17 protein-coding genes and 1 tRNA gene are annotated in these 23,468 nt (G+C 60.1%); 4 read left to right on the top strand and 14 right to left on the bottom strand.

All coding sequences use genetic code 11. The annotated features are described in order from the left end of the window. Window positions 1-145: 145 nt before the first annotated feature. On the bottom strand, window positions 146-2,065 hold the full coding sequence (gene dibA / locus VY732_RS00885) for a phosphodiesterase DibA (protein WP_331693426.1): 1,920 nt from the start codon (window positions 2,063-2,065) through the stop codon (window positions 146-148). 146 nt (window positions 2,066-2,211) lie between these two features. Here dibA and desA point away from each other — a divergent pair, with 146 nt between their 5' ends. Both desA and VY732_RS00875 read left to right on the top strand, forming a co-directional pair. Next, window positions 2,212-3,396: a delta-9 fatty acid desaturase DesA gene (desA, locus tag VY732_RS00880; RefSeq protein ID WP_116029347.1), complete on the top strand. Its 1,185-nt coding sequence runs from the start codon at window positions 2,212-2,214 to the stop codon at window positions 3,394-3,396. A 143-nt stretch (window positions 3,397-3,539) separates the two neighbouring features. Next, window positions 3,540-4,529: a GGDEF domain-containing protein gene (locus VY732_RS00875; RefSeq protein ID WP_331693424.1), complete on the top strand. Its 990-nt coding sequence runs from the start codon at window positions 3,540-3,542 to the stop codon at window positions 4,527-4,529. Window positions 4,530-4,665: 136 nt separating this feature from the next. On the opposite strand, the gene VY732_RS00870 is transcribed toward VY732_RS00875, so the two are convergent. From VY732_RS00870 to gabD, 3 genes are all read right to left on the bottom strand, one after another. Beyond that, a complete protein-coding gene (locus VY732_RS00870) occupies window positions 4,666-5,877 on the bottom strand; it encodes a response regulator (protein ID WP_331693422.1) in 1,212 nt (403 codons plus the stop codon). Window positions 5,878-6,014: 137 nt separating this feature from the next. Continuing rightward, window positions 6,015-7,292 (bottom strand): 4-aminobutyrate--2-oxoglutarate transaminase, encoded by a 1,278-nt coding sequence (gene gabT / locus VY732_RS00865; RefSeq protein ID WP_007917687.1) that lies wholly within the window; start codon window positions 7,290-7,292, stop codon window positions 6,015-6,017. 185 nt (window positions 7,293-7,477) lie between these two features. Further along, window positions 7,478-8,920: an NADP-dependent succinate-semialdehyde dehydrogenase gene (gene gabD / locus VY732_RS00860; protein ID WP_077570107.1), complete on the bottom strand. Its 1,443-nt coding sequence runs from the start codon at window positions 8,918-8,920 to the stop codon at window positions 7,478-7,480. A gap of 442 nt (window positions 8,921-9,362) precedes the next feature. Here gabD and VY732_RS00855 point away from each other — a divergent pair. Next, a tRNA-Arg gene (locus VY732_RS00855) sits at window positions 9,363-9,439 on the top strand. 77 nt (window positions 9,440-9,516) lie between these two features. Here the strand turns inward: VY732_RS00855 and VY732_RS00850 are convergent. The 5 genes from VY732_RS00850 to VY732_RS00830 form a co-directional block, all read right to left on the bottom strand. After that, window positions 9,517-9,783 (bottom strand): hypothetical protein, encoded by a 267-nt coding sequence (locus tag VY732_RS00850; protein WP_208867480.1) that lies wholly within the window; start codon window positions 9,781-9,783, stop codon window positions 9,517-9,519. A gap of 20 nt (window positions 9,784-9,803) precedes the next feature. Next, window positions 9,804-10,400, bottom strand: coding sequence for a hypothetical protein (locus VY732_RS00845; RefSeq protein WP_331693421.1), 597 nt, complete (start codon window positions 10,398-10,400; stop codon window positions 9,804-9,806). Then, a complete protein-coding gene (locus VY732_RS00840; protein WP_034151939.1) occupies window positions 10,397-10,978 on the bottom strand; it encodes an RNA polymerase sigma factor in 582 nt (193 codons plus the stop codon). The genes VY732_RS00845 and VY732_RS00840 overlap by 4 nt, the downstream gene beginning before the upstream one ends. A 30-nt stretch (window positions 10,979-11,008) precedes the next feature. After that, entirely contained in the window at window positions 11,009-12,688 is a 1,680-nt protein-coding gene (locus tag VY732_RS00835) for a vWA domain-containing protein (protein WP_123592896.1), read from the bottom strand. An 85-nt stretch (window positions 12,689-12,773) separates the two neighbouring features. After that, window positions 12,774-13,334, bottom strand: coding sequence for a YbhB/YbcL family Raf kinase inhibitor-like protein (locus VY732_RS00830; RefSeq protein ID WP_331693418.1), 561 nt, complete (start codon window positions 13,332-13,334; stop codon window positions 12,774-12,776). A 139-nt stretch (window positions 13,335-13,473) separates the two neighbouring features. On the opposite strand from VY732_RS00830, the gene VY732_RS00825 reads away from it, so the two are divergent. After that, the gene (locus VY732_RS00825; RefSeq protein ID WP_331693417.1) at window positions 13,474-15,003 is read left to right on the top strand and encodes an FAD-dependent oxidoreductase; all 1,530 of its coding nucleotides are present in this window, start codon (window positions 13,474-13,476) and stop codon (window positions 15,001-15,003) included. A 103-nt stretch (window positions 15,004-15,106) separates the two neighbouring features. Here VY732_RS00825 and pgaD read toward each other — a convergent pair whose 3' ends face one another. The 5 genes from pgaD to VY732_RS00800 form a co-directional block, all read right to left on the bottom strand. Then, complete coding sequence (gene pgaD / locus VY732_RS00820) at window positions 15,107-15,634, bottom strand: poly-beta-1,6-N-acetyl-D-glucosamine biosynthesis protein PgaD (RefSeq protein WP_137219068.1); 528 nt, start codon at window positions 15,632-15,634, stop codon at window positions 15,107-15,109. Beyond that, window positions 15,631-16,986 (bottom strand): poly-beta-1,6-N-acetyl-D-glucosamine synthase, encoded by a 1,356-nt coding sequence (gene pgaC / locus VY732_RS00815; RefSeq protein ID WP_331693416.1) that lies wholly within the window; start codon window positions 16,984-16,986, stop codon window positions 15,631-15,633. Before pgaC ends, pgaD begins: the two co-directional genes overlap by 4 nt. Before the next feature lies 1 nt (window position 16,987). Beyond that, a complete protein-coding gene (gene pgaB, locus VY732_RS00810; RefSeq protein WP_331693414.1) occupies window positions 16,988-18,985 on the bottom strand; it encodes a poly-beta-1,6-N-acetyl-D-glucosamine N-deacetylase PgaB in 1,998 nt (665 codons plus the stop codon). Window positions 18,986-18,997: 12 nt separating this feature from the next. Next, a complete protein-coding gene (gene pgaA, locus VY732_RS00805) occupies window positions 18,998-21,478 on the bottom strand; it encodes a poly-beta-1,6 N-acetyl-D-glucosamine export porin PgaA (RefSeq protein WP_331693412.1) in 2,481 nt (826 codons plus the stop codon). Window positions 21,479-21,736: 258 nt separating this feature from the next. After that, window positions 21,737-23,242 (bottom strand): YdgA family protein, encoded by a 1,506-nt coding sequence (locus tag VY732_RS00800; RefSeq protein WP_331693410.1) that lies wholly within the window; start codon window positions 23,240-23,242, stop codon window positions 21,737-21,739. Window positions 23,243-23,468 lie beyond the last annotated feature (226 nt).

The following is a 23,468-nucleotide window of genomic DNA, read 5'->3' as shown; positions in this document are numbered from 1 at the left end:
GACTATTTAAGAATGTTTATATAACTGAAAAACATTATGTGACGGGGCAAGGGTTTGCAGCCTGTTGAAGCAAAAGATCGCAGCCTTCGGCCCCTCCTACAGGGATCGGTGTAGGAGCTGCCGCAGGCTGCGATCTTTTGATCTTTTAACCAATCACCGGAGTTCTCGCCCAATCAATCTCCTGCTCCGGAACCGGCCGCCCAAACCAATACCCCTGCCCCAGATCGCATTCCTGCTCAAGCAGAAACGCCGCCTGCTCAACCTGTTCGATACCCTCGGCGTGCACCTGCATGCCCATGCTCCGGGCCAACGCGATAATCACCCGAACAATCGCCGCGTCGTCCTCATCCCACGGCAACCCGGCGACGAAACCCTGATCGATCTTCAGTTTCTGCACCGGCAAGCGCTTGAGTCGCAACAGCGATGAATACCCGGTACCAAAATCATCGATGGCCAGACGAATACCCAACTCACGCAAACGGTGCATCTGCTCCAGCGCCACTTCCGGATCATCCATCACCGCACTTTCAGTCACCTCCAGCTCCAGATACGCCGGATCCAGCCCGGTGTCGTGCAGCACCTGCGCAACCTGTTGGTACAACTCACGACGAGCGAACAATCGTGACGAAACATTCACCGCGACAAACGACAGCACCAGCCCGGCCTGCTGCCACTGGCACATTTGTCGACACGCCTGCTGCATGACCCAAGCGTCGATCTCGGCGATCAACCCGGTGCGCTCGGCAATAGGGATGAATTCCGCCGGCGAGACCAGGCCGCGTTGCGGATGCTGCCAACGCACCAAGGCTTCGACGCCAATCAGGCGACTGGTTTTCAAGTCATGCACGGGTTGGTAGTAAACCCGCAGTTCCTGCTGCTCCAGCGCGCGGCGCAGCTCGAATGCGATCTCCACACGTTGCTGGGCGTGGGCGGTAAGTTCTTCGGTATACAAGGCATAACCGTTACGGCCGCTGCTCTTGGCCTTGAACAGCGCCGCATCGGCATTGCGCAACAGTTGCTCGGCGCTTAGCGCATCGCTGGGGAACAGGCTGATGCCGAGGCTGGCGTTGATGAACAACTGATTGCCATCAATGCTGAACGGCTCCTTCAGCGCATCGAGAATCCGTTGCGCCAGCGCCGCCGCCTGCACCGGCTGTGGACAACTTTCCGCCAGTACCGCGAACTCATCGCCGCCGAGCCGCGCCAGGGAAATGCCGGGGCCGAACAGCGCTTGCAAACGCGCCGCCACGGCCTTGAGCAAGCGATCGCCGACGTTATGGCCGAGGCTGTCGTTGATCATCTTGAAGTGATCGAGATCGAGCATCAGCAATGCACAGCCGCGCTTGTGGTTTTGCGCCGAGGCCAGCGCCTGCTCGGCGCGATCGCTGAACAGCAGACGATTGGGCAGATCGGTCAGCGGATCGTGGTGTGCGAGGTGTTTGAGTTCATGCTCGGAATCCTTGATCGCGCTGATGTCGGAAAACACCGCGACGTAATGGCTGAGCCGGCCCTGATCATCGTGAATGACTCGGATGGTCTGCCACTGTGGATAAATCTCGCCGCTTTTGCGCCGGTTCCAGATCTCGCCGCTCCATTCGCCCTGCGACTCAAGGGTAGCGAACATCGCCTGATAGAACCCTGGCGGATGGTGGCCGGATTTGAACAGGCTCGGCTGTTGCCCAATGACTTCTTCACGCTGATAACCGGTAATCTCGATGAACGCGCGATTGACGTGCACGATCAGCCCTTGATGGTTGGTCACCAACACCCCTTCGCGGGTGCAATCGAAGACCGCCGCGGCCTGACGCAGGCGTTCGCGATCAGCGTGGCGCTCGCGCAAACGCGCGCCAATCCCGAGAAACTCACACAAGCGCGCCCGCGCCAGGAAAATCAGCCCGGCGCTGAGCGCCGCAAAGACGTAACCGTTGATCAGTTGCCATCGGGCAAGATCGACGGAGTTATCGAAGAAATTGTTTAATAAATGATCAGTACCTTGCAGCCAGACAGCGGCAAGCACGAGATAGAGCAGCGCTGCACGCAATGCATCGCGGTAAGTGGCAGGCATTCGGCTGTCCATGTCCCTACAAAAAGGTTGGAATTATAGGTCAAGAAACATCCAGCGACTCTTATCTGAAAGGGCGACTGGTTTTATCTGTGTGCTTGGTGATAATGCAACGGCTGTTTTTATCTTTATCGAGGGCCCTATAGCCTATGTGGTACGAAGGTTTTCTTGGCTTGTCGGCCTGGTCTCTGGTCGCAGTCACCCTGCTGATGACCCACGTGACGATTGTTGCCGTCACGGTCTATCTGCACCGCTACTCGGCCCATCGCTCGCTGGAGCTGAATGCCGGTCTGAAGCACTTTTTCCGTTTCTGGCTGTGGCTGACCACGGCGCAGAACACCCGCGAGTGGACCGCCATCCACCGTAAACACCACGCCAAATGCGAAACCGAAGACGACCCGCACAGCCCGGTCATCAAAGGTCTTTCCACTGTGCTGCGTACCGGTGCCGAGCTGTACCGCGCCGAAGCGCAGAATCCGGAAACCCTGCGCATCTACGGCAAGAACTGCCCCGAAGACTGGATCGAACGCAACGTCTACAGCCGCTACCCGCTGCTGGGCGTGGCGATCATGGGCGTTATCGATCTGCTGTTGTTTGGCACCATCGGCATCACCATCTGGGCGATCCAGATGATGTGGATCCCGGTGTGGGCTGCCGGCGTGATCAACGGTCTGGGCCATGCCGTTGGCTATCGCAACTTCGAATGCCGCGACGCGGCAACCAATCTGGTGCCTTGGGGCATCCTGATCGGCGGCGAAGAACTGCACAACAACCATCACACCTACCCTAACTCGGCCAAGCTGTCGGTGAAAAAGTGGGAATTCGACCTCGGTTGGGCGTGGATCAAAGTCTTCAGTTTCCTGCGTCTGGCCAAGGTTCAGCGTGTAGCGCCGATCGCCCACCGTGTCGAAGGCAAGGGCAATCTGGACATGGACACCGCCATGGCCATCCTCAACAACCGCTTTCAGATCATGGCCCAGTACCGCAAATTGGTGATCGGCCCGCTGGTCAAGCAAGAGCTGGCCAAGGTCGATCATTCAGTGCGTCATCAGTTCCACCGCGCCAAACGTCTGCTGTCGCGGGAAACCAGCCTGCTGGAAGACCGTCATCACTTGCGTATCCAGACCATGCTCGAGCACAGTCAGGCGTTGAAGGTAATTTACGAAAAACGCCTGGCCCTGCAGCAGATCTGGGTCAAGACCAGCGCAAATGGCCATGACATGCTCGCCGCCATCAAGGAATGGATTCACGAGGCAGAAGCCAGTGGTATCCAGTCCCTGCGTGAATTCGCTGACCAGCTGAAAACCTACTCGCTGCGCCCTGCGGCGGTCTGAGACCGTTGATCGGTGCACCCGGCTCCCGGGTGCACCCTTCGGAACTTCGCTAAAAATCGCCTATCTCAAAGACACTTCGCCATCCCGGCGGGCTGTACTGTGGCCGTTGTCGAATTGCGGCACGTCCTTTGAGATCTGTGCCGATGGTCAACAACAATCAAAAAGACTCATCCCTCCCGCAGTGGCCCGAGGCCGCGCAAACCCTCATGGCGTTGATGCACGCCCAAGGCGAGGTCGCCCGTTTGAGCGAACGCGAGCAGCTGTTCAGCTCATTGCTGGTCAGCGTCAATGCCGTGCTCTGGGCTTTCAACTGGGAAACCCGTCAGGTGCTGTACGTCAGCCCCGCCTACGAACGGATTTTCGGTCGCTCCGCCGGCCTCCTGCTCGCCGACTACAACCAATGGCGCGACAGCATCTACCCCGACGACCTGGAATACGCCGAACGCAGCCTCGCCGAAGTCCTGCACAAAGGCGCGGTGGAGGATCGCGAATACCGCATCATCGCCGCCGACGGTCAGGTGCGCTGGCTCAGCGATAAGTGCTTCATCAACCGTCAGGACGAGCCGGGGCAACCGGTGATCATCGTCGGCATCGCCGAGGACATCACTGACAAAAAGCAGATGGAAACCGAGCTGCATCGCTTGGCGACCACCGACGTGCTGACGCAAAGCAGCAACCGCCGCCACTTCTTCGAGTGCGCCAACCGCGAGTTCGAAGAGGCGCGTGCGCAGGGTTCGCCCATGGCGTTTTTGCTGCTCGATATCGATGACTTCAAAGTGATCAACGACAGTTACGGCCACCCCGAAGGCGACAACGTCTTGCAGCGGATCGCCGAGTGCGGGCGCGGCTCGTTACGTCGCGGTGATCTGTTCGGGCGGATTGGCGGGGAAGAGTTTGCGGCGGTGTTTCCGGGTTGCGCACCGGACATGGCCATGCAAGTGGCTGAACGGCTGCAGCAGGAGATTCAGCGCTTGAGCTTCAGCCATGACGGGCAGACATTTGGCATCACCGTCAGCCAGGGTCTGACCAATCTGACCGAGACAGACGAAAGCCTCGACAGCCTGTTCGCCCGCGCGGATGCGGCCATGTATGAGGCCAAGCGACAGGGCAAGAACCGCATCATTTCTGCCTGAGCCCTATTTCAACCACACAGAGATCAATTGTAGGAGTGAGCCTGCTCGCGATAGCGGAGTGTCAAACGAACAATTGTTGTATGACACTCCGCTATCGCGAGCAGGCTCACTCCTACATTGGAAATGTGTACGTCGTTTATTTGCGCATCCGCATCAACTCCGGCAAGCCGATCTTGAGCAACCGCGCCGTGCGGCTCTTCGCCAGTTCCTCAACGCCTTCATGCTCAGTCAGATGCGCCATCTGCGCCGCCATGTTCATCACCAGCGCCTCACGTGAATACACGCCACCGCCGAGCTGATAGACCGACGCAATCAGCTCACGCAGCTCCAGCGGCAATCGCCAGCGAGTACGCAGGGCCGAACCATACGCCGCGCCAAACTCGGCCAACGCCTCGCCAACTTCCTCCAGCTCATCCAGCTCACCACCCGCCTGCTGCCATTCCTGCAGACAACGCAGCAACGCCAGATCACCCAAGCGATGCAGCATGCCCGCGCAGTAACAGCGCTCCTGATCGAGATCGAGCAGCCGCGCGAGGGTTCGCGCATATTCAGCGGTGTGCAGCGACAGCCCCCAGTAACGCTCGGCGTAATCAGCCAGACACGGATCACTGAGCTTGGCGCTGCGCTTGAGGGCCAACCCCAGAATCAGGTTCATGCTCTGTCCGGTGCCCAAGCGATGCAGGGCTTGCGCCAATGTTTGCACCGGCGCGCCATGGTGCTGCGCCGCGCTGTTGGCCGCAGCAATCAACACGGCAGTGATTTGTGGATCGGTTTTGATCTCATCTTCCAGCAGCTTCAAATCCAGACCGTTGGGATTGAGACTGCGTTTGACCGCCACTTGCACATCGGTCATCAACGGTGCGCCGTCGGCTTGCTCGCGGCGGCGCTCGAGAAACACCGACAAGGTCATGCCCGGGGCCAATGCCGGCACCTCACAGAAAACTTCTTCACCGGCATTCAGCAACAAGCCCTGTAGACGCTCAGTCAGGTTTTCCATGTTCAGTGGTTTGGTCAGATACGCCGTCGGCGCCAACGGAATCGCTTCGCGCACACTGGCGCTGTCGTTGCGGCTGCTCATCAGAATGAACGGCAGCGGCGGATTGCGTTTGCGCTGACGCACGCTGCGCAGCACATTCAAACCATCGACGCCGGGAAGTTCCCAGTCGACGATGGCGAGGTCATAGGGCACTTCGCTGAGCAACGACATGGCTTGCTGGCCATCGGCACACAGATCCAGTCGCGCATCGCAACGCACGTTCAGCAACACTTGTTTGAGCAGATCGCGAGACCACGGATCAGCCTCGGCAATCAGCACTCGCGGTACGGCGGGTAAATCAACGGCAGTCATGCGCGCTCTCCCTTGCAATGCCTGAACCTTAGCCAATGCTGGCCATTCGATACAGCGCTAAAGCCTCCGATGTGTTTCAAGGGGCGTAAAAAAACCCGCCGAAGCGGGTTTTTTGTCGATCAGGTCACATGGGGTGATCAGAGCTCGGAGAAGCACTCTTCGATGATCGCCAGACCTTTGTCCAGTTGCTCGTCCGGCGAGGTCAGCGGTACGAGGACGCGCAGAACGTTGCCGTAGGTGCCGCAGGACAGCAGGATCAGGCCCTTGTCGCGCGCCTTGGCCACAACGGACGCTACAGCGGCGGCGTTCGGCTTGTGGCTGTCGCCATTTTCGAACAGCTCAACCGCGATCATCGCGCCCAGGGCACGGACTTCGCCGATCACCGGGTACTTGGCCTGGATAGCTTTCAGGCCAGTGACCAGACGCTCGCCAACAGCCTTGCAGCGGTCCAGCAGTTGCTCTTCTTCAAACACTTCCATCACCGCCAGTGCAGCGGCGCAAGCGATCGGGCTACCGGCGTAGGTGCCGCCCAGGCCACCCGGGGCGATGGCGTCCATGTATTCGGCCTTGCCGCACACACCGGCCAGCGGGAAGCCGCCAGCGATGGATTTGGCGAAGGTGGTCAGGTCGGCAGCAACGCCCATCTGTTCCATGGCGAAGAAAGTGCCGGTACGGCCAGCGCCGGTCTGTACTTCGTCAGCGATCAGCAGGATGCCGTGTTGGTCGCACAGGGCACGCAGACGCTTCATGAATTCCTTCGGCGCAACGTAGAAACCACCTTCACCCTGTACAGGCTCGATGATGATTGCGGCGATGTCTTTCGGCTCGGCGTCGTTCTTGAAGATGCGCTCGATGGAAGCGATCGAGTCGTCGATGCTCACGCCATGCAGTTCGTTCGGGTACAGCGCGCGGAAGATGCCGCCTGGCATCAGGCCCATGCCGGCCGAGTACGGCACGACTTTACCGGTCAGACCCAGGGTCATCATGGTGCGACCGTGGTAGGCGCCGGTGAAGGCGATCACGCCAGCGCGGCCGGTGGCGGCACGGGCGATCTTCACGGCGTTTTCCACGGCTTCGGAACCGGTGGTGACCAGCAGGGTTTTCTTGGCGAAATCACCCGGCACCTTGGCGTTGATTTTTTCGCACAGCTCAACGTACGGCTCGTAAGCCAGTACCTGGAAGCAGGTGTGGGTCAGCTTGTTCAGTTGTTCGGTCACGGCCGCGATGATTTTCGGATGCACGTGGCCGGTGTTCAGTACAGCGATGCCGCCGGCGAAGTCGATGAACTCACGACCTTCAACGTCAGTCACGGTAGCGTTTTTTGCCGATTCAGCGAAGATCGGGTGAATCTGGCCAACACCACGTGGAACAGCTGCGGTACGACGGGCCATCAGTTCAGCGTTAGTCTTGCTCATTACAGTCCTCATTCGCCGCTCATCGGGCGGCGTGGTTCAAGGATTAAGCGGGAGAAATCGACGGTGGCAGCATGCGATGATCGACTGCCACGGCGTTCCTGGCCGCAGAGAAAATTCCGGTTTGAAACCACGCAAAGGGACAGCGCTCTCGTGCCCTTTGCGTTTGCAGCGATCCCTTTCCCGGCTTAGATGCCCAGGCAGAGGTATTTGATTTCCAGGTAATCTTCGATGCCGTACTTGGAGCCTTCACGGCCCAGGCCCGAGGCCTTGATGCCGCCGAACGGCGCGACTTCGTTGGAGATCAGCCCGGTGTTGACGCCAACCATGCCGTATTCCAGCGCTTCCGCGACACGGAACACACGACCTAGGTCGCGAGCATAGAAGTACGAAGCCAGACCGAACTCGGTGTCGTTGGACATCGCGATCACTTCGGCTTCGTCTTTGAAACGGAACAGCGGCGCCAGTGGACCGAAGGTTTCTTCCTTGGCCACAGCAGCGTTTTTCGGCACGTTGGTGAGGATGGTCGGCTCGAAGAAGTTGCCTTCCATCGCCTTGCCGCCAGCCAGCACGGTGGCGCCTTTGGCTACGGCGTCAGCGATGTGCTCTTGCACCTTGGCCACGGCTTTTTCGTCAATCAGCGGACCGGTGGTGGTGCCGTCTTCCAGACCGTTGCCGATCTTCAGTTTGGCCACAGCCACTTTCAGCTTCTCGGCGAACGCGTCGTAGACCGAATCCTGAATGTACAGACGGTTGGCGCAGACGCAGGTCTGGCCGTTGTTGCGGTACTTGGAAATGATCGCGCCTTCGACGGCCTTATCGAGGTCCGCGTCGTCGAACACGATGAACGGCGCGTTGCCGCCCAGTTCCAGCGAAACTTTCTTGATGTCCTTGGCGCATTCAGCCATCAGCTGACGACCGATTTCGGTCGAACCGGTGAAGGACAGCTTGCGCACGATCGGGTTGCTGGTCAGCTCGCTGCCGATGTCGCCGGCGCTGCCGGACACCACGCTGAACACGCCGGCAGGAATGCCCGCACGCTGAGCCAGTTCGGCCAGTGCGAAAGCGGAGAATGGTGTTTGCGAAGCCGGCTTGAGCACCATGGTGCAACCGGCAGCCAGTGCCGGGCCGGCCTTACGGGTGATCATCGCCGCCGGGAAGTTCCACGGGGTGATTGCTGCGGTCACGCCGATTGGCTGCTTGATCACGATCAGGCGCTTGTCAGGCTGGTGACCCGGAATCACGTCACCGTAGATGCGCTTGGCTTCTTCGGCGAACCACTCGATGAACGAAGCGGCGTAAACGATTTCGCCCTTGGCTTCGGCCAGCGGCTTGCCCTGCTCAAGGGTCATCAGGCGCGCGAGGTCGTCCTGGTTCTCGATCATCAGTTCGAACCAGCGGCGCAGCTTGCCGGCGCGCTCTTTGGCGGTCAGTGCACGCCAGGCCGGCAGCGCTTTGTCAGCGGCTTCAATGGCACGGCGGGTTTCGGCAGCGCCCATTTTCGGCACAGTACCGAGGATTTCGCCGGTGGCCGGGTTATTGACCTTGATCGTCTGACCGTTGTCCGCATCGACCCAAGCGCCATCAATGAAGGCTTGCTGGCGGAACAACAGGGTGTCTTTAAGCTGCATGTCGGCTTTCCTTAACAGCACCGCGGCCTGCGCGGAGCAAATTATGATTGTAGAAAGGCGCCTCGCGAGGCTGCCGTCAGGGAAATCAGTGACCGGGTGTGGCGCATCAACAGTGCACGATTCTAAACACTGGCGCTTCAACGCCCGGTCAACGAGCGTTTGAAATCTCAAACGGATCGTAGGATCAAAGGGGTTAAAGGACAATAGGTCGTTCGAAAAAAAGAACAAAAACGGCGTGTTTGTGGAATTTTTCAGATCAACGCGCCAAAAGCCTCAGCCGCAACAAAACCATAGAACAGTCCCGAGAAAGCGCCAAGCGAGGGTTTTGCAGGACGTTACAGCTTTATGGAATGCAGCGATTTGCACCGACACGCGCACTGACAATCCGTGCCGAAACCCAGCATGGACGCCCCGAGCCGACCTAGGTATGATGTCGCCCGCTGCACCAGTAGCTCAGCTGGATAGAGTACTGCCCTCCGAAGGCAGGGGTCGTGGGTTCGAATCCCGCCTGGTGCACCATTGATTTAAACGAGAAAGCCCCGGACTGTGATGGTCCGGGGCTTTTTTGTGGGCGATGCGATGGTTCTCGAACGACGTCACTCCGTCGTCCAGTCGAACTCGTCGTAATCATCGTCGTCTTCTTCCTCCTCAACCTCCTCAAAAACGTCGCCTTCATCGACGACATCCTCTTCCGACTGGTTAAGCAGAAACTCCTTACGCGTCTCGGTAATCGCTCGCCGCATCTCTTCGCCCTTCTCCGGGCAGTTGAGCAGTTGGGCGATGCGGTCAATTTTTGCTGCCACGTTGTCCTCCAGCGCATCGGCAATGCCTCGATAGTGCGCGTTTTTGCGGGGCAATGCCAAATGGCTGGTGGATCAAGTGGTCATTTTTTCCGCAACTGCTCAAGTCGGGCATCGAGATCGGCGTTCGGGTAGCGTTTGTGCAGGTTGTTGAACAGGCTGTCGGCGGCTTGCGATTGGCCGGATTCGCGCAGGCGCAGGACTTCGCGCAGTTGTGCGTCGAGGCCGTTGGTCGGGGCGGCGGCGCGTTTGCTGAATTTGGCTTCATCGGCGCTGATGGCTTGATCTTGCATCGGCGCGGCCATTTCCATCATCGGCACAGGTGCTGGCAGGGCGCCGGCCGGGGCGGACAATCGGTGCAGTTGCGCTGAGTCCGTGTCGGTCATGGGCACTGCTAGCTCGGGGGCAGGAATGTAGTCGTACTGACGCAGCGGCTCAGGAGCACGCTGGACAAGCGACAGCATCAATGCCACGCCGACGAGGCTGGCGAATGCGACTTGCCAGCGCGGTTTGCGGCAGACGTCGAGCCAGCGTTTCCACAGGCTTGGTTTCGGCGCAGGGGTTTGACGCTGCGCGGCGTTGAGGATGAACGCATCGAGGTGCGCTGGTGGTTCGGCGTTGTGCTGTTCGCGCACATGTTTGATCAGCGGATCTTCGGGTGTCTGGCGGGCGTCAGTCATGTCAGTACCTCCTCGGCCAGCAGCCGACGCAGTTTATGCTGGGCGTAGCGCAAGCGGCTTTTGACGGTTTCCAGCGGTGCTTCGGTGAGGCTGGCGATTTGTGCCAGGTCGAGGTCGCCGTGGGCGCGCAGCAGGAACACTTCGCGCTGGTCGGCGGGCAGGGTTTGCAGGGCGCTTTCCAGACGCTGGTTGTCGCGGCTGAGGCTGAGCAGTTGTTCGGGATCGTTCGCCTCGTCGCTGACGGCATGCGCTTGTTCATCATAACTGTCGTGCAGCGGTTGCTGGGCGCCATGCTTGCGCCAGTGATCGATCAGGCGATTGCGCGCGATCTGGAACAGCCATGTGCGAAATGTCGCCCGGCCTTGTGGCTGACTGGCGCTGCGAATCAGGCTCAGCCAGGTTTCCTGAAATACTTCGTCGGCCAGTTCCGGTTTGCCGCTCAAGCCGAGCAGAAACCGGTACAGGCCTTGGCGATGGCGCGCGTACAAGATCTCGAACGCGGCGCCGTCGCCCTCGCGATAACGCGCCAGCAGCGATTCATCGCTGCTGGCGGTTGAGCTGTCTGCCGAGGCAAACAGCTGACTGATGAAGCCTTTCAGACTACTCACTTATTCAATCCGTTGTTCAGTGGCCAACGCGTTCGATGCGGTTGAGTTGCGCAAGCTCTGCGCCAGTTCGACCAGTTGCACGAACTCATTGCGCAAACCGAAGCGATCATCGCCACGAGCGCCACGGGCCAGTGTCTCCGTGTCTTTCAGGCTGAAGTCGCCGGTGTAACGGCCATCCTTGAGCTGCTGGGAAAACGCGGCAACGGCAGCAGCAAAACGCAGATCCTCGCTAGCCGGCGCGGTCTGATTGGCTATCGGCCGCTCGATCAGCAGACTTTTCCCACCCTCAGGACGTTGATAACGCACACGCAGCATCGCCAATTCTCCGCTTTTCCCGGAAACAACTGGCTCCGACTTGCCGTAACGCAGCGGCTCCAGCCAGCCCTTCTCGCCCGCCGGAACAATTTCGTACAGCGCGGTCACCGTGTGTCCTGCGCCGATTTCGCCGGCATCGACTTTGTCATTGCTGAAATCCTCACGCTTCAACGCTCGGTTTTCATAGCCAAGCAGGCGATACTCGCTGACCTGTGCCGGGTTGAACTCCACCTGCAATTTGACGTTTTTTGCCACCACGGCGAGGGTCGAACTCAACTGATCCACCAGCACTTTGCGCGCCTCGCGCAGGTTGTCGATGTAGGCGTAGTTGCCGTCGCCGGCGTCGGCCAGTTGTTCCATCAAGTGTTCATTGTAGTTATCCACACCAAAACCCAGCGTCGTCAGGGAAATTCCGGTTTTGCGTTTATCCACAGCCATTTGTTTGAGGCTGTCGAAGTCGCTGACGCCGACATTGAAATCACCGTCGGTGGCCAAGAGGATGCGGTTGATGCCTTTGGGGATGAAGGCCTGCTGCGCCATTTGGTAGGCCAGGTCGATACCCGAGGCGCCAGCGGTCGAACCACCGGCGGTCAATTGTTCAATGGCCGTGCGAATTTTCGCTTTTTCCCGTCCGGAAGTCGGTTGCAGCACCACTCGCGATTCGCCGGCATACACCACCAGCGAAACGCGATCCTGATCGCGCAATTGATCGACCAGCAATTTCAGCGTGCTTTTGACCATCGGCAAGCCTTCGCGGCGATCCATCGAGCCGGAGACATCGACCAGAAACACCAGATTGGCCGGGGCCAGTTCCGCCGCGGCGCGGTCGGAAGCCTTGATGCCGATGCGCAGCAAGCGGGTGTGCGGGTTCCACGGTGAGGTCGCCAGTTCAGTGGTCACGCCAAATGGCGAGCCGTCGCTGGGCAGCGCGTAGTCGTAGGGGAAGTAATTGACCATTTCCTCCAGCCGTACCGCGCCTTCCGGCGGCAATCGGCCTTGATTGAGCAGGCGACGGACGTTGGCATAAGCGCCCGTGTCGACGTCGGCACTGAACGTTGAAACCGGGGTTTCGACGACGCTATGGATCGGGTTGTCGGCCAACGCCTGATACTGCTCGCGCTGCGTATCGCGATAGCCCTGTGGATAACTTTCACTCAACGGCATCGGCGCGCTGCCCGCGTTGGGCATCTTGTACAGCGCGCGCTTGGCCATTGAGGTGTCAGCCATGACCGCTTCCTGCTGAACCAGCACCTCAGGCTGCGCCGGCGCTGGCACAGCGGCGGAATCGGGTGTGGACGACGCACCGCAACCGGCGAGCGCCAGCAACACAGCAACCGCAACAGGACGCAAGAGAGGATGAGACATGGGGGCTGACCTCGGGATGAAATTGATCATTCATCCACTGAGACGGGCAGCCCTTTCAGTTCGGGTTAAACGCCGCGAAAAAATTTCAGCGGTGATAACGCCGCACCGCACTGCTGTTACGCAGCACATGGCCTTTGATTTTTTCCATCAGCTCAGCGCGGGTCAGACCGGCCGGCAAGGCATCCGGGGCCAGATCCAGTGCGTAGATCTGGATGATGTAGTGGTGCGCACTGTCGCCCACTGGCGGGCACGGCCCCATGTAATGGGTATTGCCCTTGCTGTTGGTGCCGCCGACACCTTCGAACGCGGATTTGGCGCCGACGCCCGCGGCGATCTGGCGCGTGGTGGATTTGATGCCGTAATGAATCCAGTGATCGACGCCCAGGCCTTTCTGGCCGTCCGGGTCGTGCATGACGATCGCATAACTCTGGGTACCGGCAGGACCTGCGTTCCAGCTCAGGGCCGGCGACTGGTTCTTGCCACCGCAGCCGGCTGCATCGCTGGCCGCGGCCGAGGTGAACAGGCGGTTATCGGAAACACCCGGAATGTTCAGGGTGAAACGCTCCTGGGCCTGCGCCGGATACTGCACGCAAAGGGTGACGGCGAGGGCCGCCAGCCATGGGTTGAGAGAGGTCAATCGGGTCATTCCGGGAGCACCTTGTGCAGTGGGGCCGTCGTCGGCCTGCAAACTATAGCTGTACCGTTCGTGCCGTGGCAGTGGCAAATGGCTGAACCTCGCACTACCACGCAAACTCACAAGAGAAATGCCCGCGAGGAAGCCGACCATGCCCCTGCACCGTGTCGCCTGTATTGCCGATGTCCCTGAAGACCGTGGCCTGCAAGTTGAAATCGGCGAGAGCAAGATTGTGCTGCTGCGCGCTGGCGGGCAATTACGTGCGTTTCAGGGCGAATGCCCACATGCCGGGGCGCCGCTGGCTGACGGTGCGTTGTGTCACGGACGCCTGATCTGCCCGTGGCACAAGGCTGCGTTTCGCGCAGAAGACGGCGCACTATGTGAGCCGCCAGCGCTCGACAGCCTCAAGCGGTATCCACTGGAGCTGCGCGGCGATGACGTTTGGGTCGATGAACAACCGTTGCCCGATGCGCATACTCCTCCGGCGGATGATTCGCGTACGTTCGTGATTGTCGGCGCGGGTGCCGCCGGTACGGCATGTGCAGCGGCGCTGCGGGAAAAGGGTTTCGGTGGCCGCATCGTGATGATTGACCGCGAGGCCGATGCCGGTTACGACCGCACGGTGCTGAGCAAATTTGTCCTCGCCGGGGAAATGCCACCCGAGGAAGCCCCGCCGCTGCGAGATGAAACTTTCTATAAAGAGCAGCGCATCGAGCGACTGGAAAACCAAATCACCTCGCTGGATGCTGCAAACCAGACGTTGCATCTGAGCGACGGTCAATCCCTGCGCTATGACGCGGCCGTGCTCGCCACCGGCGGTGAACCCAATTCCTTGGAATTGCCCGGCGCCGACCTGCCGCAGGTCTTCGTCCTGCGCTCAAAAGCCCAGGCAGAGCAAATAATGAATGCCGCCAAACCCGAGCAACGCGCGGTGATCATCGGCGACAGTTTCATCGCTCTCGAATGCGCCTCGGCCCTGCGCCAATACGGCCTCGACGTCACGGTGCTGGCTCGGCACGCGATTCCCTTCGCTGCCCAGTTCGGCGAAGCCGTGGGCAAAACGATTCGCGCGTTGCACGAAAAGAACGGGGTGAAATTCATCACCGAACACGAAGCCACCGAGATCATCGGCGACGGCAAAGTCGAGGCGGTGCTGCTGGACAATGGCCTGCGGCTTTCTGCGGATCTGGTACTGGCCGGGATCGGTGTGCACCCGGCCACCGAAGCTTTCGCGTCACTGCCGAGGGAAAAGGATCAGTCATTGCGCGTCGATGACGGCCTGCGTGTGAGCGAAAATCTGTGGGCCATCGGCGACATCACCACGTTCCCGTTGAACGGCCAGTTGCAACGCATCGAGCACTGGCGCTTGGCTCAACAACACGCGCGTATCGCCGCTGCCAATATGCTCGGTGGCGACGAACATTACCTCGACGTGCCGTTCTTCTGGACCTGGCATTTCGGCAAGAATTACGACTACCTTGGCCACGCTGAGCACTGGGATGAGGTGGAGTTTCTTGGCGAGCCTGAACATCCGCCATTTATTGGTCTGTTCGGTAAAAACGGCATTCTGGTCGCTGCAGTCGCTTGCGAGAAGGAACGGGCGATGGCGCTGCTGGCCGAGCGAATGAAGCAACCGCTGGCAATGGAAGAGGCTTGGACACTGGTCCGCGATTACGCTTGATCGTTCCCACGCTCCTGCGTGGGAATGCAGCCCGTGACGCTCCGCGTCACTGGACGCAGAGCGTCCCTAGAGGCATTCCCACGCGGAGCGTGGGAACGATCAATTAACGAAGCAAGGGCTCGCGATTGTCATCATCTTCAGCATGCAGAAAGATCACGCGCGGGTGCTCCAGCGGTGCCAGCGGCGGTGGCAATTCTTCCTTTTGCACCGGCCAGAAATGCGTCACCACATGGCTGATGTCGCCTTCCTGATCGTTGTGAATGGTCATCACCCCGGGCGTGCGCAGTTTCTGAAAGCGGTCATCGCAAAGCTTGAAGCTCTTGCTCAGCCCTTGATCGTCGATCACCGGCGACGGCAACCTGCGCTGGGCAAAACTGCGACTCTTGCGCTGTTGATAACGCGCCCAGGAAATCAGAATCACCGCGTTGACCAAGGCAATCCACAGATAAATCTGCAGGGTGCCTAGCGCGTCGAACGCCGATTTATCGATCAGCGGGCCGCCCGCGTGAGTTTCGACCAGCGGCCACAAGCCGCGGATCAGCAGAAACAGCAGGCCAACCCAGGCCAGCACGGTGAGGATCACATCGATCACTACCAGAAAGGGCCGCTGGCGAGTCCGGATGATTTTCATTTGATGACCTCCTCTTCGTCGTCGCCGAACGGTTTTATGCCCCGATCAGGACTGACCCAACGCGCACGTTTCTGATGTTGGCCGAACAGCACTTTGGGGAAGCTGACCAACGTGGTCAGCAGGCTGACAAGCCAGAACACCAACGGATACCAGACCACCCAGAACATCGTGCGGCCCAACCCCGGCTCATAGCGCCGGTCGATGACGATGCTGACCGCGAACTGCACCAGGCAGACGAAGGCCAGCAGCAACCCGGTAAACGCTGGTGGCATCAGATGATCCACCGCGATGGCTTCCGGCATGACCACGAACTTGCCGACGGCCCAGAAGATCACCGACAACAGGAAGGTGAATGCCCACCCGGTCGACAGGCAGTATTCGAAGAGCAGCGGCCACAGGTAACGATGGCGGTACTGCCAGATGCCACGAATATTCTTGAACAGCACTTCGGCACCGCCCTGCGCCCAGCGCAGTCGTTGCTTCCATAGCCCACCGAGGGTTTCCGGCATGAGGATCCAGCACAGCGCGCGCGGCTCGTAGAAGATGCTCCAGTGATCGAGTTGCAGCTTCCAGCTGATATCGATGTCTTCGGTGATCATGTCCGGGCTCCAGTAACCGACGCGGTTCAGCGCGGTACGACGGAACGCGACGATCACGCCGGAGACGGTGAAAATCCGCCCGAACACCCGTTGCGTACGCTTAATGAGCCCGATGATCGACGAGAACTCACCGACCTGCACCCGCCCGACCAGCGTCGAACGCGTACGAATCCGTGGGTTACCGGTCACCGCGCCGAGGCGTGCGTTATCCAGCATCGGTGCCACCAGATAGGCTGCGGTGTTCGGCGCCAGCAGCGCATCACCGTCGATGCACACCAGATACTCACTGCGTGCCGCGATGGCGCCCATGCGCAGGGCCACAGCTTTGCCCTGGTTTTCCGCCAGATGCAGCACGCGCAGACGTGGGTCTTCCTTGGCCAGCGCATCGAGCACTTCGGCGGTGTTGTCCTTGGAGCCGTCGTTGATCGCGATGACTTCGATGTTCGGATAATGCTGGGCCAGCGCCGCATGGATGGTGTCGGCGGCGTTGTCACCTTCGTTGTAGCAAGGGATCAGGATCGAGATCAGCGGCTCGCCTTCCAGTGGCGGCGGCAGGGTGTCGTCCTGCCACGGCCAGTGGCGCTCCCAGTGCAGCCAGAAATACAGGCCACCGGCAATCCACAAGCCGGACATGAACAACGGGTAGAAGAACACGAAGTCCATCAGGAACTGCCCGGTCACCAGGAAGATCAGCCCCAGCGGTACGCCGAGGACGATCGCCAGAACAAGCAGGGCTAACAGTCTATCCAGCATGTTATGGATTCCATTTGTTGGAGAGTGCAGGCCTTACGGTTTTCAGGTCCGGCAGGTTGTCGAGGAAGTTGTCCGGGTAGTAACCGAAACTGGTCGCGCCCTGACGCTTGAGGCGACCCATCCAGTCCGCCAGAAGGGCACCATCGATGTCGGCCTGATCCTTTTTCGTCCAGTCGCGTGCCTGCAATTCGAACACCGTACGATCCAGCGCGCCGGGGCGCTTTTTGACCGTGGCCACCAGCGCTTCCAGCCAAGGGCCGGACTCTGCCTGGGTCTGTTTTTCCATCAGCGGCATGGCCATCGGCGCGGTCCAGTCGTAGGTCACGAGGAAGTCATCGAGGTTCTGTGCGTACCATGCTTCGCTCTCGGGATTGAGCATTGGCTCAGCGAAGATGTTGCGTGCGGTCAGCACCTGCGGGCCGCGAATCGCACGGACTTTGGCGGTCAGCTCGTTGGTGAAGTCGATGAGGTATTGGCTCTTGAAGCGCGTCCAGCGCTGCATCGCTGCCGGATCGTCGCGCAATGCGCCAATCGAGCCCGGCAAACCGTGGGCAGCGTAGGCTTTCAAGGCTTCAGGACCGGCATCTTCGAAATCCGACAGTACCGCGTCGTCGTGGTAAAGAATGCCGTTGACCGAGGTCAGGCGCGCCACGTCTTCGTAGATTTCACCGATGATCCGTCGCACTTCAGGATCGAACGGCGACAAGCGTTGGTACTGATCCGGATCCACCGAGGTGATGCCGGTTTTCGGGTCCCAACGGGTCACGCGCGGCAGTTTCGAGTCGAGACCAAAACTCAGCACCGGCATCCACGCGAAGACCTTCACGTTAGCGCGGGTACGCAGTTGCCAGGCGACGCGGTTGAAAATATCCGCACGCACCGGCAAGTGACGGTTAGGGAAGTACAGCGAATGCACCAGGCCATCGCCCTTGGGATCGGCGAAGGCTTGCAGGAACACCGTGTTGGCGCCCAAGTCAGCGATGCGCTGCACCAGTTTTCCGAGGTTGATGTCCTGCTGCGCCGGATCCGGGTCGTAAACGTTGTCCAGATCAACATGCACAACGCGCATGACGAAATCCGACTGCACGTCGACGATACTGTTGGCGAAACGCTCGCCGTCAGGATCCGAAGCAACGAGAAAGCGCGGGCTGCTCATCAGGTTGTCGAGGGCGTCGAGACCGTCTTCGAGGGTCAGGGCCATTTCGTAGCCCGCCTCGCCGACCACCGTCAGCGATGTGCCATCCGCCGCGCCATACGGCCAGACCCAGACGCGTGGTTTGTTGCCGGTGACCTTGCGGATTTTTTCCGAGATGTTGTTCACGTCAGTGCGGACCCGCGCCTGGAAATCAGCCTCGGATTCATAACGCTTGGTCACTGGGTCATAACGCCGGGTGGCCGCCGCAGGCTGCAGGTTGCCCTGCGGGTTGGCCAGAATACCTTTGTGATTGGCGTCGGTGTGAGCAGCGATTTCCACCAGCCCGGAGCGTGAGATTTCGCGGATCTGATCCCAGGTCAGAAAGTCGGAACGCGCACGCGGAGCGCCGGCGAAATCCACCGGTTGATTGAGTGGCGTGTCGATCCAGCTGCCGACCGGCGCCAGCAAGGCATGCCAGTTATAGGCGCGCAGTACCGGCAGGACGCGGGTGTAGAAACTCGAATAACCGTCGTCGAAACTGAGCAGAATCGCTTTCGCCGGCAGTTCCGGGCCGCCCTTGCGCGCAGCCATGATCTGGTCGACGGTGACCGGTTTGTAGCCGTTCTCGCGCAGCCAGGCGAGTTGCTCGATCAAGCGCTCGGTGCGCACCGCAACTACGGCCTGATCAGGATCGCGGTCTTCGACGTCGTGATAGGCAATGCCGAGCACGTGATTTTTCGGCCATGGTTTTTCGTTGACCGCCAGCGGACGTTCGGACGGCGGCGCGAAGGCCGGAGCTTGCTGGGCGCAGGCGCTGACCAGCAGCGCTCCCAGCAGAAGGATGAAACGCGAAATCAAAGGCATCTTCAAACTCTTCTAGAAGCGGAAAGTGAGGTCGACGAGCAGACGCAGATCGGTCTCCCGATCACCGTCGTAGGGCCGGTTGATCACACTGAGCAAACCGCCCACCTCGAACACGTCGTTCCAGGCATAACGCTGGCCGTAACCGAGCAGGGCCATGCCGCCGGTGCCGTGCTCACGCTGGCTGTACGTTCCCGCGCCGGCCTGGAATTGTTGGCTCCAGGCCGTTTCGTAGCGGTGGTAGAGCACGTGATTGACGTTGACCAGCGGCATCACGCTGAAGTCGGATTTGGGGTTGAAGTACGGCACGTCATCAGACTTGGAGTTGTGGCTGGTGCCGACTTCCAGTCCTGCATCGACCTGCACGTTCGGCGCGCTGTAGACGCCCTCGCGGCCGGTGAGCAAGGCTTCGACGCGGTTGTTGCCGTCGCTGAAGTGCGACGGGCTTACCGACAGACGCCACTCGCGGCTTTCGTTGGCGCGCCAGCGAATGAAACCGCTGCCGCCATTGGCCTTGATGTCACTGTTGAGCGCGCGCAACGGCGTCTCGGCCGAGAGGTATTCGAGGCTGCCGCCGTACTGCCAGTGATCGTTGATGTCACGGGCGATCGCCAGCCGCGCGCCCTGTTTGTCGCCGAAACCGTAATCGTGACTGGACACTTCGGCTTCAAGGGTCATGTCACGAGTGCGGCGTTCCAGGCCAACACGCTGAAAGCGGTGGTGCCCGGTGCCTTCAGCGAAGTCACCGGTGGCATACCCGACCCCGGCGAACACGCGCCAGTCTTCATCGATCGGCGGGCTGTACAGGGTGGTCTGGATGCCAAAATCGCGGCTGCCACTGACGGCTCCGGCATCGCCGCTACCGCCATCATTGGCCTTGCCGCCGTAGGCTTCGACGCGCAGCTCGGACATGTCATGCACTTCGCGCTCACGGGCCAGACGCTGTACCTGGCGGTTATCCGGATAGCGTGCGACGACGTCGTCGGTCAGCGCATCCATTTGCCGCCATTCCTGCAATTCCATCGCGGTGTGGGCCTGGCCAATTTCCAGGCCCATGGCGCGTGGCACCATGCTCTCGGTTTCCTTGAGCTGCATTTCTGCGCGGCGCGGCCAGTTACGGGCCAGGTATAAATCGGCCTGAGCCAGACGCAAACCGACGTTACCCGGCGCCTGATCGACCAGCGTCTGCAAGCGCTCCTCGCCATGGGGCAAGTCAGCGCTGTAAGTGCCGGCCTGCGCAGCCAGTTGCTGGGCGTCCATCCATTCATCATTGGGGTTGCCGATCGGCAAGCCCTTGAGTTCGACACGCGGACGCTGGGACTTGGCGGCGTCCTCGGCGACTTTGCGCGCCTCATCAGCGCGGTCGCTTTCCAGCAGCGAGTAGTACAGCGCAGTGGTGTCTACGAGTCGGTCGCCGACATCGGCATCCGGCGCCGCCAGCACTTGACGATACAAGTCCGTGGCGATTTCCGGCTGACGTTGATCCAGATACGACGCCGCTACCCAACGCAGTGCGTAGGTCGGAATCTTCACGCCTTCGGCTTGCAGCTTTTGGGATTCAGTGATGACGTCGTCGGTGCGCGCCCGGGCCTTGAGCGCGCCCATGCGGTCGATGCGCCAGCGAATCACGTCGTCGTGAGCCGTGGCGTCCGGTGTCCAGGTGGCGAGCAGTTTGTCGTAGTCGGCCAGTGCGCGGTCGGCGATGACGTAGCGTTCTTTTTCACTGCGGGTGGCGAGTTCGGCGAGACGCACGCGCTCGGCGGCCAGATCACCTTCGAGGCGACGCAACGTGACCGGATCGATCAACCCCGGACGCTGATTGGCCAGACGCAACGCCGGTTCCGGCAAACGCGCCTTTTGCAGAGCAACCACGTATTCGCGAGCGACTTCCGGCTTGCTGCCGGCGCGCTTGAAGGCCTGATCGTATTCGAACAGAGCATCGTAAGGTTTGTTGTCACGGGTCAGGGCGTAGCCCAAGGCGAGACGGCGCGACGGATCATCAGGTTTGGCCGCCACCAGCGCCTTTGCGCGGCTCACCGCTTCGTCGGGTTTACCGGCATCCGCCTGAGTCAGGGCCAGCCCGAGCTGCAGGTCAGCATTATCCGGCTCAAGCGCCAAGGCCTTGTTGTAGACCTGCGTGGCTTGATCCCAACGCTTGAGGTCGCGATAGGCACGGGCGGTGGCGGTCAGTGCCTGCACCGGCAGGACGCGGTCGCGGCCCTGGGTTTCATATACCTGCACCACTTCGGCGTCCAGTCCGGCCCAACTGGCGATCTGCAGGTGATCGCTGATCTGCCCGGTGGTCGACTGGCCGGGCGGCACCTGACGCAAAACCGTTAGCGCAGGTGTGGTTTGCCCGGCACGGGCGTCACGCACCATCTGATCGTAGGGTGTATCGGCAAACGCCAGTGCCGGCCAGAGCAATTGGCTGCACAGCGCGACTCGAAACAAAGGGCGTAAACCACGATGTAATACAGGAACATCAATACGCGGCATTCGTCAGCATCCTTACATGGCCAGCCGGGTCGCAATGCCCTCCTTGCCCTTTCGTAACGGTGGCCGCCAATACAGATGCAACGACCAAGCTTAGTCAGGCAGTTTTGCATGCAAGCGCAGACCGATCTCCGGAACACAATAATTGTTCAGAATCGTGCTGGCGGCTCCGCCGGCACACCGAAAACCCGAACGCCAGACAGCAAAACGCCCGGCGTCCGTGCGATACGGAGGCCGGGCGTTGCTATCAAGAACGCAGAATTACTGCACTTGCGTGACGCCGGCGAACTTGCTCATCAGGAAGCCGATGAACTGCTCGACGGTCATCTTCTGGCCGTTGAATTCGACCTGATCGGCGGCGTAATGCAGCTTGGTCACCACGTTGCTGCCGTCGACGACCGCCAACTGCGAACCAACGGCCATGCCGGCGAACATGTCGGCCGCTTCCTTGGATTGATCGACGATGGCTTTGGCATCGGTCTGACCATCCAGCTGTGCCTGCACGCTGAGCAGATCGACCAGCATCGGCTTGGACACCTGGATATTCAGATCCAGCAATGCGATCAGTTGTTTGCCCAGTTGATCCGGCGGCAAGTCCATCGATTGCGGCTTGGTCAGGTCGATCACCAGATTGGCTTTGCTCTCGCCGTTGGCGGTGTTGAACGAGAGGTTTTCCAACGCAAACTGCGGGCCGGCAGCCAGCAGTTTCTGCAGGTCGGCTTTGACCTGGGCGTTTTCCGCTTCGGTGAGGTTCAGCTCCGGCGCTGGCAAGCCTTGGGCTGCGGCTTCGGCGGCTGCTTTTTCGTACGGCTGCAATTTGGTCTGGTAGACCTGCATCAGCGACATGGTCGAAGGGATATCGAGGTTCTTCAGGCTCATGGCCATGTTCGCCGAGCCGATTTTCTTGTCGTTGAGGCTGACTTCGCCAATCTTGTAGTCCGCACGACCCGAGGCATTGCTGCCGTTTTCTTCGGTGAGGTTCTTCATTTCGAAGTTCTTCACGCCAAGCACCGATTGCTTGGTGCCGAAGGTGGTTTTGCTGTTGGTCAGCACCAGGGTGTTTTCCCCGGTGTAGTAGCCGTAGCTGCTCTTGGCGAGGTTGCTGGCCAGGGTCAGACCGTTGAGTTCGACCTGCACCGGCGCCTGGTCTTCAGCGACGGTCACCAGTTTCAGATTGTCCATGTAGCCGTCCGCCTTGACCTTCTGCGCTTTGGCGTTGGCAGAAATGTTCATGGTCAGGCCGGAAAACTTCAGACTCGACTGCTCATCCAGTGCAGTTTCGAACGGCAGCAGATCGAGGGTGCTGGTGGTGGATTCGTCGTAGCCGATGCTGGTCACGCCTTTGAGCGGCGCGGCGCCCTTGGTGGCGGCGAACCATTTTTCGGTGGCCGGATTCTTTTCCAGCTCATAGTTGCTGGTGGCCATGACCGGCAGCCATTTCAGCGAAACCAGACGCGAGAACGGCAGCGGGCCATGTTCGATGTGATCAACGAACAGCAATTCGACTGGTTTGTCGCCAAACATCTCGCCTTCACCCTTGAGGCGATAGTGCGCGGTGCTGGTGAAGGTGTGGCGTTCCAGCGACACCAGTTCCAGCGACGCGGTGCCGTTGGTGCCGGCCATGGCGGTTTGCAGCTCCTGGTTGGCGTTGGTAACGGCGTTGTTCAGCACGCCTTCGATCTTGGTCCCGGTGTACCAGGCCCCGCCTGCGCTGATCGCGCCGATGGCAACAACAATTCCGAGAAGCACGCCTGCTGATTTATTCATGAATGACCTGATCGATTTCCGTGGCTGTGAGTGTCGTCGTCTTCCCTGAACCCGTGACCGGGTCGCGGCTCGACTCCGCTGAATTCAGCGGTGGAGATTAGCACCGGGCGCGTGAGCTGGCCCAATGTTTAAAGGTTAAAGAGTGTCTATGGGGAGAGTGGACAGTGAGCGGGCTGCAAGAGTTTCGCTGTTTTTTAAGTCGCCATCGCGAGCAGGCGAAGGCCTA

Origin of the sequence: Pseudomonas sp. ZY71 (genome assembly GCF_036542145.1) — a bacterium.
GTDB lineage: Bacteria > Pseudomonadota > Gammaproteobacteria > Pseudomonadales > Pseudomonadaceae > Aquipseudomonas > Aquipseudomonas koreensis_A.
Note: the sequence above shows the minus strand (reverse complement) of the source record. Positions and strands in the feature narration are given on the sequence as shown.